This window comes from Acinetobacter sp. 778_lipA (assembly GCF_058242985.1).
On the sequence record NZ_JBZAYT010000001.1, the window covers coordinates 1,089,295 to 1,103,269 of the forward strand.

General features: G+C 43.4%; 12 protein-coding genes. All 12 read left to right on the plus strand.

Features of this window, described 5'->3' with window-relative positions; all coding sequences use genetic code 11:
- Position 1 precedes the first annotated feature (1 nt).
- The 12 genes from AC4CUY_RS05055 (at position 2) to AC4CUY_RS05110 (ending at position 13,649) form a co-directional block, all read left to right on the plus strand.
- The gene (locus tag AC4CUY_RS05055; RefSeq protein WP_490773750.1) at positions 2–655 is read left to right on the plus strand and encodes a 3-oxoacid CoA-transferase subunit B; all 654 of its coding nucleotides are present in this window, start codon (positions 2–4) and stop codon (positions 653–655) included.
- 13 nt (positions 656–668) lie between these two features.
- Entirely contained in the window at positions 669–1,877 is a 1,209-nt protein-coding gene (gene pcaF, locus AC4CUY_RS05060; RefSeq protein WP_490773751.1) for a 3-oxoadipyl-CoA thiolase, read from the plus strand.
- An 8-nt stretch (positions 1,878–1,885) separates the two neighbouring features.
- Positions 1,886–3,244 (plus strand): 3-carboxy-cis,cis-muconate cycloisomerase, encoded by a 1,359-nt coding sequence (pcaB, locus tag AC4CUY_RS05065; protein WP_336953957.1) that lies wholly within the window; start codon positions 1,886–1,888, stop codon positions 3,242–3,244.
- 8 nt (positions 3,245–3,252) lie between these two features.
- Positions 3,253–4,032: a 3-oxoadipate enol-lactonase gene (gene pcaD, locus AC4CUY_RS05070; protein WP_336953960.1), complete on the plus strand. Its 780-nt coding sequence runs from the start codon at positions 3,253–3,255 to the stop codon at positions 4,030–4,032.
- A gap of 42 nt (positions 4,033–4,074) precedes the next feature.
- A complete protein-coding gene (gene pcaK, locus AC4CUY_RS05075) occupies positions 4,075–5,427 on the plus strand; it encodes a 4-hydroxybenzoate transporter PcaK (protein WP_336953956.1) in 1,353 nt (450 codons plus the stop codon).
- 44 nt (positions 5,428–5,471) lie between these two features.
- The gene (pcaC, locus tag AC4CUY_RS05080; RefSeq protein ID WP_336953955.1) at positions 5,472–5,885 is read left to right on the plus strand and encodes a 4-carboxymuconolactone decarboxylase; all 414 of its coding nucleotides are present in this window, start codon (positions 5,472–5,474) and stop codon (positions 5,883–5,885) included.
- 10 nt (positions 5,886–5,895) lie between these two features.
- The gene (gene pcaH / locus AC4CUY_RS05085; RefSeq protein WP_004722139.1) at positions 5,896–6,621 is read left to right on the plus strand and encodes a protocatechuate 3,4-dioxygenase subunit beta; all 726 of its coding nucleotides are present in this window, start codon (positions 5,896–5,898) and stop codon (positions 6,619–6,621) included.
- A gap of 12 nt (positions 6,622–6,633) precedes the next feature.
- Positions 6,634–7,263: a protocatechuate 3,4-dioxygenase subunit alpha gene (gene pcaG, locus AC4CUY_RS05090; protein ID WP_336953954.1), complete on the plus strand. Its 630-nt coding sequence runs from the start codon at positions 6,634–6,636 to the stop codon at positions 7,261–7,263.
- A gap of 282 nt (positions 7,264–7,545) precedes the next feature.
- Positions 7,546–8,385 (plus strand): type I 3-dehydroquinate dehydratase, encoded by an 840-nt coding sequence (gene aroD, locus AC4CUY_RS05095; protein WP_419328175.1) that lies wholly within the window; start codon positions 7,546–7,548, stop codon positions 8,383–8,385.
- 20 nt (positions 8,386–8,405) lie between these two features.
- Positions 8,406–9,866 (plus strand): right-handed parallel beta-helix repeat-containing protein, encoded by a 1,461-nt coding sequence (locus tag AC4CUY_RS05100; protein WP_419328174.1) that lies wholly within the window; start codon positions 8,406–8,408, stop codon positions 9,864–9,866.
- A 17-nt stretch (positions 9,867–9,883) separates the two neighbouring features.
- Positions 9,884–11,209, plus strand: a complete 1,326-nt coding sequence (locus AC4CUY_RS05105; RefSeq protein WP_336953952.1) for a carbohydrate porin — start codon at positions 9,884–9,886, stop codon at positions 11,207–11,209.
- 16 nt (positions 11,210–11,225) lie between these two features.
- Positions 11,226–13,649 carry a glucose/quinate/shikimate family membrane-bound PQQ-dependent dehydrogenase gene (locus AC4CUY_RS05110; RefSeq protein WP_490773752.1) on the plus strand — a complete coding sequence of 808 codons (2,424 nt, stop codon included), beginning with the start codon at positions 11,226–11,228 and terminating at the stop codon, positions 13,647–13,649.
- Positions 13,650–13,975: the final 326 nt, after the last annotated feature.

Consider the following 13,975-nt stretch of genomic DNA (forward strand, 5'->3'; position numbering starts at 1 on the left):
AATGAGCTACCAAAAACTAAGCCGTGACCAAATTGCTGAACGTGTTGCCCAAGATATTCCCGATGGTGCATATGTCAATTTAGGTATTGGTTTACCGACCAAGATTTCAAAATACTTGCCAACAGACAAAGATGTATTCCTGCATTCTGAAAATGGTTTATTGGCTTTTGGTCCTCCACCCGCCAAAGGTGAAGAAGATCCTGAGCTGATTAACGCAGGCAAAGAATATGTCACCATGCTAACGGGTGGCTCGTTTTTCCATCACGGTGATTCTTTTGCCATGATGCGTGGTGGACATTTGGATATTGCTGTATTGGGTGCATTCCAAGTGGCAGCCAATGGCGACCTTGCCAATTGGCATACCGGTGCGCCAGATGCGATTCCTGCGGTAGGTGGTGCAATGGATTTGGCTGTAGGGGCCAAGAAAGTCTTTATCACCACTGATCATGTGACCAAGCAAGGTGAACCTAAGATTGTTGAAGAACTGAGCTATCCTGTGACAGGTAAGCATTGTGTTGATCGTATCTATACTGACTTATGCGTGATTGACGTGACCCCAGAGGGTTTAAAAGTGCTTGAAAAAGTTGCAGGTCTGAGCTTTGAAGAATTACAGGCTTTGACGGGTGCTCCATTGATTGACGCGATACCGGCTTAAGGATATAGACAACATGAAAAACGCTTACATCATAGATGCCATCCGTACCCCATTTGGTCGTTATGCCGGTGGTCTTGCGCCAATACGTGCAGATGATCTCGGTGCTATTCCAATTCAAGCATTGATACAACGTAATCCAACAGTAGATTGGCAACAAGTCGATGATGTGATTTATGGCTGTGCCAATCAGGCCGGTGAAGACAATCGTAATGTTGGGCGTATGTCAGCATTATTGGCGGGTGTGCCCTATCAAGTGCCAGCAACCACTGTGAACCGCCTATGTGGATCATCACTGGATGCGATTGCCATGGCAGCTCGCGCCATTAAAGCCAATGAAGCAGATTTAATCATTGCCGGTGGCGTAGAAAGCATGAGCCGTGCGCCCTATGTGATGGGTAAGTCGGATAGTGCTTTTGGACGTAGTCAAAAGATTGAAGACACCACTATGGGCTGGCGCTTTATCAATCCAAAGCTCAAAGAATTGTATGGTGTGGACAGCATGCCACAAACCGCTGAAAACGTGGCAGAGCAATTCAATATTAACCGTGCGGATCAAGATCAGTTTGCGCTAAACAGCCAACAACGTACTGCGGCAGCACAAGCTCAAGGTTTTTTCAAAAATGAGATTGTGCCTGTCACTATTCCCCAGCGTAAAGGCGATGCTGTGCTTGTGGATACCGATGAACATCCACGTGCATCAACGACTTTAGCCGCACTGACAAAACTTAAAGGTGTGGTCAAAGCTGATGGCACGGTCACGGCGGGTAATGCATCGGGAATTAATGATGGTGCAGCGGCCTTATTGATTGCTTCAGATGAAGCTGTAGAAAAATACCAATTAAAACCACGTGGGAAAATTATTGCAGCAACCACTGTGGGGGTTGAACCAAGAATTATGGGCTTTGCACCCGCGCCTGCAATCAAGAAACTGCTTAAACAAGCCGATCTTAGTTTAGCGCAAATGGATGTGATTGAGCTAAATGAAGCCTTTGCTGCCCAAGCTTTGGCTGTCACCCGTGATTTAGGTTTGGCCGATGATGATGCACGTGTCAATCCTAATGGTGGGGCGATTGCCTTAGGTCATCCTTTGGGCGCATCAGGTGCCAGACTGGTGACCACTGCCCTAAATCAGCTTGAACAGATCAAGGGGCAATATGCCTTATGTTCAATGTGTATCGGTGTCGGGCAAGGCATCGCGCTCATTATTCAACGTGTTGAGTGAGGTATCCGATGAGCCAGTTATACGCCAGCTTATTTTATCAGCCTGATGTCACAGCAATCTTTAGCGATCATGCCTTATTAGGTTACATGATCCAAGCTGAAGTGGCTTTGGCAAAAGCACAAGCACAAGTGGAGGTGATTCCACTATCTGCTGCTACCATCATTGAACAAGTTGGACAACAAGCCCTAGCAAAAATTGATTTTCAAGCACTGGCAACTGCTACAGCACTTGCGGGAAATATTGCGATTCCTTTCGTAAAGCAATTTACTGCGATTGTAAAACAATACGATGATGACACAGCACGTTATGTGCATTGGGGCGCAACCAGCCAAGACATTATCGATACAGCCACGATTCTGCAATGCCGTGATGCATTAGGGCTGATCGAAAAACAATTACAACAAGCTTATCAAGTTTCATTAGACCAAGCACAACAATATCGTGCCCAAGTCATGATTGGACGGACTTGGTTACAGCAAGCCTTACCGATCACATTAGGGCATAAGTTTGCACGTTGGGCTGCAGCATTTAAACGTGATCTAGACCGTCTACACGAGATGAAAAGCCGAGTGCTTACCGCTCAACTCGGTGGGGCTGTGGGTTCATTGGCATCGTTACAAGATCAAGGTTCAGCCGTAGTTAAAGCCTATGCCGCGGCATTAAATTTAACTTCACCTGAGTGTACATGGCACGGTGAACGTGACCGCATCGTTGAAATTGCCAGTGTACTTGCCCTGATTGTGGGTAATGTCGGCAAAATGGCAAAAGACTGGTCTTTGCTGATGCAAACTGAAATTGCTGAAGTTTTTGAACCTACTGCAAAAGGTCGTGGTGGCTCATCCACCATGCCTCATAAACGTAATCCAGTTGCAGCCGCTTGCGTACTTGCAGCAGCCAACCGTGTCCCTGCATTAATGGCAAGTGCCTACCAAAACATGTTGCAAGAACATGAACGCGCTTTAGGCACTTGGCATGCAGAATGGTTAGTGATTCCTGAAATTTTTCAGTTATGTGCAGGGGCTTTAGAACGCACTACGGATGTGCTTGAACATATGCAAGTCGATGCACAAGCCATGCAGCGTAACCTTGAGTGTACTCAGGGTTTGATCATGGCAGAAGCAGCAATGATGGCACTGGCACCCAAAATTGGCCGATTAAATGCGCATCATTTGGTCGAACAAGCTTGTCAGCAAGCCCTCGCGCAACAGCAGCATTTAAAAACAGTGTTGTCAGAAATGACTGAGGTGAATGTTCATCTAAGTTCACAAGCCCTAGATGAGATTTTTAAACCAGCATCTTACTTGGGCAATATTCAGGCACAAATTGATGCAGTACTACAAGCAGCACAAGGAGTGTCTGAATCATGAAAACCAGTATGAAAATTAAGAACCGTCAAGGACATCAACTTGCCGTTCAAGTCCAAGGCTTAAAAGATGCAGCAGTGATCGTGTTTTCTAACTCATTGGGAACTGATCATGGTATGTGGCAAGTTCAAGTAGATGCTTTGGCGCAACACTATCAAATCGTTACTTATGATACCCGTGGGCATGGATTAAGTGATGTGATTGCCAATGGAACATTGCATAACTTTGCTGAAGATGTGATTGATATCTTAGATAGCTTGCACATTGAAAAAACCCATTTTTGTGGAATTTCAATGGGTGGTATTACAGCACTCACACTGGCGATTGAATATCCTGAGCGTTTTTATAGCATTACTGTTGCAAACTCAGCAGCCAAAATCGGCACAGCCGAGGCGTGGAAAGTCCGTGCCGATAGCGTTGAACAACAAGGATTGGCTGAAATTGTCAAAACTACACATACCCGCTGGTTTAGTGAGCATTTTGATTATGCACATGATGTTCTTGCTCAAAAAACCATTCAAAGTTTAGCGGTGACACCTGCACAAGGCTATGCCAATGCGTGTCGAGCATTGGCAGATGCCGATGTTCGAGATCAGCTCAATCAAATTCAAATCCCAACTTTAATTATCGCAGGTCAATATGACCCTATAACGACGGTTCAAGATGCAGAATTTATGCATCAATTCATTCCAAACAGTCAACTTGAAATCTTGGCGGCTTCTCATTTGTCCAATATTGAACAACCACAAGTGTTCAATCAGGCATTGTCCAAGTTTATTCAGAACATATAACCGTCTAGGGTTAGAAAGGAATTCGCCTACAAGGAGGCAACTATGGCACAGGAATTTGCTGCCCCAAAAAATAGTATGGATGCTCAGGCACTCATTAATGATGCACCAATCAGCAAGTATCAATGGATGATTGCAATTATTTGTTTTCTCATTGTATTTGTTGATGGAATCGATACTGCTGCAATGGGTTTTATTGCCCCTGCTTTAGCACAAGATTGGGGGATTGATCGCTCTCAACTTGGACCTGTGATGAGTGCAGCACTGGGTGGAATGATCATTGGTGCGTTGGTTTCAGGACCTACTGCGGATCGTTTTGGACGCAAGATTGTATTAACCATTTCAATGTTGATCTTTGGTGGCTTTACCTTGGCATCCGCCTATGCCCCAAACTTAGACAGTTTGGTTGTACTGCGCTTTTTAACGGGTATTGGTCTAGGCGCAGCAATGCCAAATGCCACCACATTGTTTTCCGAATACTGTCCGAACCGTGTTCGTTCACTGCTCGTGACCTGTATGTTTTGTGGCTATAACTTAGGTATGGCAACAGGTGGTTTTGTCAGTAGTTGGCTAATTCCTACCTTTGGTTGGCACAGCTTATTCTTGCTAGGCGGTATTTCACCTTTAATCCTAATGGTATTGGTGATTGTGCTGTTACCTGAGTCATATCGCTTCTTGATTGTTAAGGGGCGAGATGCTGTAAAAGTTCGCAAAATCCTAAGTCATATTGCTCCTGAAAAAGTACAGCTTGCTGACAGTTTTTATATCCCAGATGAACAGTCTGCTGTAGCACAAAAGAAAAATGTATTTGGCATGTTGTTTTCTCAAAAATTTGCCAAAGGCACCGTATTGTTATGGTCAACCTACTTTATGGGCTTGGTCGTGATTTATCTACTGACCAGTTGGTTACCAACCTTGATGCGTGAAACGGGCGCAACCATGGAACGCGCAGCATTTATCGGCGGTCTGTTCCAGTTTGGTGGTGTATTGAGTGCGTTATTTATTGGTTGGGCAATGGATCGTTTTAACCCTAACCGCATTATCTCAGCATTCTATTTTATTGCAGGCTTATTTGCTGTTGCCGTAGGTCAAAGTCTCAGTAACCCAACCTTATTGGCAATTCTGGTGTTATGTGCGGGTGTGGCAATCAATGGGGCACAGTCTGCAATGCCAGCGTTAAGTGCCCGTTTTTACCCTACTCAATGTCGTGCAACTGGTGTGGCATGGATGACAGGGATTGGTCGTTTTGGCGCAGTGTTTGGGGCTTGGATTGGTGCTGTTTTGTTGGGCAATGATTGGTCTTTTACCGCGATCTTAAGCTTATTGATGATTCCTGCAACCGCTGCGGCTGTGGCAATTTTTGTTAAATCCTTAGTGGCGCATACCGATGCAACCTAACTTTCTCAGATCAGAAATAAGATCACAAAGGGGGGACAATTTCAATGAATGATGAACAACGTTACCAACAAGGGCTAAAGGTTCGCACCGAAGTATTGGGTGAAAAACATGTCGGTCGTTCTTTAGAAAATTTGAATGACTTTAACCAAGATTTTCAAAACTTTATTAGCCGTTTTGCTTGGGGGGAGGTGTGGTCACGTGAAGGTTTACCACGTCATACCCGCAGTTTAGTCACCATTGCTATTCTGTTGGCATTGGGACGAGAAGATGAACTCAGAATGCATCTCCGTGCTTGCTTTAACAATGGTGTTACCAAGGACGAACTCAAAGAACTGATTTTACACAGCTCATTGTATGCAGGACTGCCAGCCGCAAATGCTGCAATGCACATGGCTGAAGATGTTTTTAAAGAACTCGGAATAGAAGTGCAACCTGTCGCTGCACAACAACAGGATTAAGGAGATAGGCATGTTAAGTCATACATTGGGTGCGTATCCGCAACGAAATACAGAAGATCACCCGCCAGCATATACACCTGGCTATAAAACCAGTGTATTACGCTCGCCAAAAAATGCATTGATCTCGATTAATGAAACATTAACTGAAGTAACTTCACCGCATTTTTCACCTGAAATTTTTGGTGCAAAAGACAATGATTTGATTTTGAACTATGCCAAAGAAGGGCTCCCTGTCGGTGAGCGAATTATTGTGCATGGTTATGTGCGTGACCAGTTTGGTCGCCCTGTGAAAAATGCCTTATTGGAAGTTTGGCAAGCCAACGCATCGGGTCGTTATCGCCATCCAAATGATAAATTTATTGGCGCAATGGATCCTAACTTTGGTGGCTGTGGTCGTACCTTAACCGATGAAAATGGTTTTTATATTTTTCGTACCATTAAACCGGGTCCATATCCGTGGCGTAACCGAATCAATGAATGGCGTCCCGCACATATCCATTTTTCATTAATAGCAGATGGTTGGGCACAACGTTTAATTTCACAGTTCTATTTTGAGGGCGATACCCTGATAGATACTTGTCCGATTTTAAAAACCATTCCATCTGAAGATCAGCGTCGTGCCTTGATCGCATTAGAAGATAAAAACAATTTCATTGAATCAGATAGTCGTTGTTACCGCTTTGATATTCATCTGCGTGGTCGTCGTGCGACTTATTTTGAAAATGATTTGACTTGAGGAACTCACACAATGAATGCATGGAATTTTCAGGAAATTAAGGAAACCCCATCACAAACAGGTGGTCCTTATGTGCATATTGGTTTATTGCCACAACAAGCCAATATTGAAGTGTTTGAACATAGCTTCGATAACCAGTTGGTGAAGGAACATACCCAAGGCCAACGTATCCGTATTGAAGGTCAAGTGTTTGATGGGCTGGGTTTACCATTACGAGATGTCTTATTGGAAATCTGGCAAGCCGATGCCAATGGGGTTTATCCAAGTCGGGCAGATACCCAAGGCAAAACAGCGGATGCGCATTTTCAGGGCTGGGGACGTACAGGCGCAAATTTTGAAACAGGTTTTTGGAGTTTTGACACCATTAAACCGGGTGCTGTGGCAGGGCGTAAAGGTACGACTCAAGCACCGCATATTGCAGTCGTGTTATTTGCCCGTGGGATAAACATTGGTTTGAATACCCGTATTTATTTTGACGATGAAGTTGAAGCCAATGCCAATGATGCGGTACTGAACAGCATTGAGTGGGCAGTCCGCCGCCAAACGCTGATTGCAAAACGCAGTGAAGAAGATGGTGAAATCGTGTATCGCTTTGATATTCGCATTCAAGGTGAAGACGAAACCGTATTTTTTGATATTTAACGCGCCTAAAAAATTTAGGATCAAATTAGATACTTGGAAACATTATCCGTAACCTTCGTTGGATCAACAAGATATTGTTATCTGCGATAAACAGGATAGTTAAAAGGATTGAACAGGTTTTGTGGTGAGGGGTAAGGCTCCGCAAGATGGTTTTCTTGCGAAGCTTCACTTCTCCTTTTTCCGAAAGAAAAGGAGGTCGAACCGAAGGTTTATCCTGTCATTAAATGGAAACTTGGTAAGACTCCAAAAAACCAAAACAAATCTATTAAGGAAGATGAAAAAATGAAACTACAAAAACTTGCAGCATTGACGCTTGCACTTAGCTCCATATTTACCTTTCAAATGACACAGGCGCAACCTGTTTCACAAAGCCCAGTTGAACTTGCAGAACTGGCAAAACTCCCAGTAAAAACCATTGTCCCGATTACAGCAAAAACCAAAGAGCAGGCCTTAGCACAAGCAAAAATCATTGCCAATAATCCAGATGCCGATTTGGCTGAGTTCCGCATAGATCTCCTCAACTTTGCCAATGACACCAAACAAGTGATTGCATTGGGTCATGACCTTAAACAGATTCTGGGTTCTAAGCCCATGATTGCGACCATTCGTACTCATAATGAAGGGGGGCAGTTGACCATAAGTGATGCGGATTATGGCAAAACCTATCAAGCCTACTTACGCCAGCCCTTTATGGACATGCTGGATGTTGAAATGTTTCGAGATCAGCAAGTGGTAAAAAGCACTGTTCAATTGGCCCATCAACAAAAAGTATTGATTGTGATGTCCAATCATGATTTTAAACAAACACCTCCAGAAGCTGAGATTGTGCAACGTTTGCTTAAACAAGATCAGCTTGGTGCAGATATTCTTAAAATCGCAGTAATGCCACAAAGCAAACAAGATGTATTTACCTTAATGAATGCAACCTTAAAAGTCAGTCAACAATCTAAAAAACCATTGCTGACGATGTCGATGGGTAAACTCGGAACGGTTTCTCGCATTGCTACCGCCAATATGGGGGGCAGCTTTAGTTTTGGCATGATCGGTGAAGCTTCTGCGCCTGGCCAAATTGATGTGACCCAACTTAAACAGTTATTAAAAGTAGTTCAACCTACACCATAATTTAAAAGGATTTTTTAGACATGAAAATGATTTCGTTACGTTTAACCACATTGGCACTTGGCTTAGCGGTTTCTAGTTTAACAATGGCAGAAAGCTATGTAGTAGATCGCTATCAAGATGATACAGAAAAAGGCTCATTACGTTGGGCGATTGAACAAGCCAACAGCAAACCGAGTGAAGCTAGTGAGATTTTGATTCAAGCAGTTGGGCAAGCACCGTATGTGATTAAGGTCAACAGTCCACTGCCAGAAATTAAAGCACCTGTAAAAATCATGGGTACACAATGGGCAAAAACAGGTGAGTTTATTGCGATTGATGGCTCAAATTATATTAAAGGTACAGGCGTAGAAGCTTGTCCGGGTGCTGTCGAAGGGCAGTTCGGAACCAATGTTCGTACCACAACTTTACCGGGTATTGTGTTACGTGACATCAACGGGGTGAGCATTCAAGGACTAGAGATTCGTCGTTTTTGTATTGGGATATTGATGAACCGTGCCAGCAATAACCTGATCCAAAATAACCGTATTATGCACAACTATGGCGGTGCAGGGGTGATGTTGACAGGGGATGATGGTAAAGGTAATCCGACTGCGACCACCACCAATAACAACAAAGTGTTAAATAACTATTTCCAAGACAATGGTGATGGACTTGAATTAACTCGTGGTGCGGCATTTAACTTGGTTGCCAATAACCACTTTATTTCAACCACTGCAAACCCAGAGCCATCACAAGGCATTGAAATTCTATGGGGCAATGACAATGCAGTGATTGGCAACAAGTTTGAAAACTATTCAGATGGCTTACAGATCAACTGGGGCAAACGCAATTATATTGCCTATAACGAACTGACCAATAATTCCAACGGCTTTAACCTCACGGGTGATGGCAATATTTTTGACAGCAATAAAGTCCATGGCAATCGTGTTGGGGTTGCCATTCGTTCAGAAAAAGATGCCAATGCGCGTATCACATTAACCAAAAACCAAATTTGGAATAATGGCAAAGACATCAAACGCTGTGAAGCGGGTGGGAGCTGTGTGCCCAATCAACGTTTAGGTGCAATCATTTTTGATATTCCGGGATTAGAACATGCGCACTTTGTCGGTTCACGGGGGCATGGCGTGAAAATTGACCCAGCAAACTTACAAAAGACCTGCCAGCAACCCAATGAACAAGGCTGTAATGCCCAACCGAATCAAAATATTCAAGCACCTAAATTGACCTTAGCAAAAGGTCAAATTGCGGTAGAGGTAAAAGGACAACCGAACCAACGTTACCAAGTTGAATTTTTTGGAAACTCACAAGCAAGCGCACATGAAGCCGAGTTTTATTTAGGCTCAAGCACTGTTGCAACCAATGCTCAAGGCACAGCAACCGTTACTTGGAAACCGACAGTGAAAGTTGCATCGATCACCGCCAGTATCACAGATCGTTTAGGTGCAACATCTGAACTTAGCTCAGCGCTAAAACTTAAATAAAAGTAAGGATGCTTAATATGAGTACAAATTCTTTATCTCTTAAACTTAGTTGCTTGGTAGTTGCAGTTTGTACGGCTCAGAGCAGTTTTGCTGAGCAAGGCTGGTCACAAGATCGCCAATGGTTATTGGGCGATTGGAATGGACAACGCCAACAACTGGAAAAAGATGGTTATAAATTTACCGCTTCGATCATGAGTCAAGCTGCGACCAATTTAGATGGTGGCTATAACGATGACAACAGCTTTGAAAACGCAGCACAACTGGCTTTAGGCGTAAACTTTGATTTAAATAAAATTGCAGGCTGGAAAGACACCACCGCCAATATTTTAATTACCAAACGTGACGGTAACGCTTTAACTTTGGAGCGTATCAAAGACCCTCGTTCTAGCGCTTTAGGCAATTCACAAGAAATTTATGGACGCGGCAAAATTTGGCGTTTAACCCAAGCATGGGTAAAAAAAGGTTTTGCTGACAATACCGTTCAATTCAAGGTTGGACGTATGGGCATGTCAGATGACTTTAATGGTTCACAATGTGAGTTCCAAAACTTATTACTTTGTGGTGGGCAACTTGGCAAATCCATTGGCTCAATTTGGTACAACTCACCCGTAGGCTTATGGGGAACCAATGTCAAATACCAATTCGCACCTGAGTGGACATTGGGTGTTGGTGTTTATGAGGTGAATCCTGACAATATTAAAACTGGCAAAAATGATGGTTTTAACTTGGATATGAATAATGTCAAAGGTGCCATTATTCCAGTAGAACTGGCATGGAGACCAAAACTAGCAGCATTTGATGGTTTAGCAGGCGAGTATAAAGTTGGTGCACTTTACTCGACCGCTGAAGCCAATGATATCGCGATCGCTGGAAAGGTACATGATAGCAAACATAGTTTTTGGATTAATGCACAACAACAACTCAGCCAAAAAGGGCAGGATCCAAAACGTGGTTTGTTCCTAAGCTTTAACGCCGTTGTTAATGATAAAGCCACCACAGCAGTACAAAGTACGCAACAACTTGCACTTTGGTATAAAGGGCCTTTTGACAGTCGTCCAAATGATTCAATTGGATTTGGTGTAGCAAACTATATAGTCAATGATCGTTATAAAAATCGCCAAATTGAAACCAATAGTAGCCGTGGCTATGACCAATACGACATGTTTGCGGCAGATTATGTGCCCGTTCAACGTGATGAACTCAATGTTGAATTGAACTACACCTACCAATGGTCACCTGCGGTCATGTTACGACCGAACCTACAATATATCCATCAGCCTGCGGGTGTAAAAGAAGTGGATGATGCATGGGTTGCAGGTTTGAGCATGCGTGTGAATTTCTAATCTAGGAGTATGACCTATGACTAAGTCTACAAGCTCTCATACCGTATTAAAAATATGGTGTTTTATATTAGGTTTGGCTTTGCTACTGACAGGGCTATTCTTTACCGTTGGCGGTGCAAAATTAGTGACACTCGGAGGATCATGGTATTTCGTGATTTCTGGTGTGTTGACGCTTGCATCAGCCATTTTTATTTTTAAGAAAAAAACACTGGGAGTCTGGCTATTTAGCTTAGTTTTTGTGGGAACCATCATTTGGTCATTGCTAGATGCGGGTTGGGAGTTTTGGCCTTTATTTTCGAGACTAATGTTTCCAGCAGGTCTCTTTGCTGCATTGATGTTTAGCCTACCCGCAATTCGTCGCTACCAGTTTCAACCGAGTGCAAGCTTACCTGCGTATGGCTTAGGGGTAGTTACGGTTCTTGGTATGTTGATTGGACTTTATCAAATGTTCCAACCGCATCCAACGGTGGCGGCATCAGGTCAAGAATTGCCATTAGTTCCTGTTAAAACCGATATGAAACAAAGCAATTGGCAACACTATGGTCAGGATGCTGGGGGCAGTCGTTTTGCCGCACTCGACCAAATCACCCGCGACAATGTTCATCAATTAAAAGAAGCGTGGCGTTTTCGTACTGGTGATTTTACCACAGGCTCAGGTAATGGGGCAGAAGATCAAATGACCCCGTTACAGGTGGGTAATAAGATTTTCTTATGTACGCCACATAACAATATTTTTGCTTTAGATGCAGATTCGGGTAAACAACTGTGGAAAGCAGAGGTCAACTCGAAATCAGATGCATGGGAACGATGTCGTGGGGTTGCCTACTTCGATTCAACTCAACCTTTAAGTCAACCGACTTTGGCGGGTGCAACACCTGTCCAAGCTGTGGCAAACAATACCGCTTGCTTACGCCGTGTTTATACCAACACACCTGATGGACGCTTAATTGCGGTCAATGCAGACACAGGTGAACGTTGTAAAGATTTTGGTGTTGATGGGACGGTTGATTTACTTAAAGGTTTGGGTGAAGGAACCACCGCGCCACGTTTTGAAGTGACCTCCGCTCCGACTATTGCGGGCACAGTGATTGTGGTTGGTAGTCGTATTGCAGATAACCTTGCCGCAGATATGCCAGGTGGGGTGATTCGTGCTTATGATGTGATCACAGGTCAATTGCGCTGGGCATTTGATCCACGTAATCCTGATCCAAACTATGTGTTAAAAGAAGGTGAAACCTATAAACGCAGTTCAGCAAACTCTTGGGCTGCAATGTCATATGACCCTAAGATGAATACGGTATTTTTACCAATGGGGAGCTCTTCAGTGGATGTTTGGGGGGGCAATCGTCAACCTTTGGATCATAAATACAATTCATCTGTATTGGCTTTAGATGCAACCACAGGTAAAGAAAAGTGGGTTTATCAAACCGTTCATAATGACTTATGGGATTTTGATTTACCAATGCAACCAAGTTTGGTTGATTTCCCTGCGAAAAATGGGACTAATCAACCAGCCGTGGTGATTGGAACCAAATCTGGACAATTCTTTGTATTGGATCGCTTAACAGGTAAACCTTTAACCAAAGTGATCGAACAGTCAGTGAAGGCTGCCGATATTCCCGGTGAACAATATAGCCCGACGCAACCACGTTCAGTTGAAATGCCACAAATTGGTAATCAAACTTTGACTGAATCGGATATGTGGGGGGCTACACCATTTGACCAACTAATGTGCCGTATTGGATTTAAAACCATGCGTTATGAAGGCTTATATACAGCACCAGGTAAAGACAAATCTTTAAGCTTCCCAGGCTCTTTAGGTGGCATGAACTGGGGCAGTATCGCCTTTGATCCAAGTCATCAATACATGTTCGTCAACGACATGCGTTTAGGTTTATGGATTCAGTTGTTTGAGCAGACACCTGAAGATTTAGCAATTCAGGCAAGTGGTGGCGAGAAAGTCAATACAGGCATGGGCGCTGTACCCATGAAAGGTACGCCGTATAAAGTCAATAAAGATCGTTTTTGGTCTAAGTTAAATATTCCATGTCAAAAACCACCATACGGTACTATGACCGCCATCGATATGAAAACGCGCCAGATTGCTTGGCAAGTTCCAATGGGAACGGTTGAAGATACTGGACCAATGGGCATAAAAATGGGCTTAAAGGTACCAATTGGTATGCCAACGATTGGGGGCCCAATGGCAACACAAGGTGGCTTAGTGTTCTTTGCCGCAACGCAAGATTACTACTTACGCGCGCTGGATTCATCGTCAGGTCAAGAGTTGTGGAAATCACGCTTACCAGTCGGTAGCCAAGGAACACCTATTAGCTATGTTTCACCAAAAACAGGCACACAATATGTGATGATCACTGCCGGCGGTGCTCGGCAATCTCCTGATCATGGTGACTATGTGATTGCTTATAGTTTGAAATAAGCTGCAGTAAAACGTTAAAAAACAAAACTGCAATCGTTCAACGGTTGCAGTTTTTTATGGGTTTAAAATTTAAAGAGCTTAGACATACATTTGTATACTCATCGAAATAATAATAATTTTTGACTTAAGCATCGTTGGAAGCAACAGACACCGAGTTTAGCAATTTCCTCTGTCGATAAAGTAAATAGAGTTATCTACACAACATCATCAAAAAGCTCGATATCTGAGTGAATTAAACCGAGAATACAACTTCAATATTTGATTTTCACGAATTTCGAATAACGCTTATTTTTTAAATAAATTCTGATTTTCTTGTAAAAAAAATT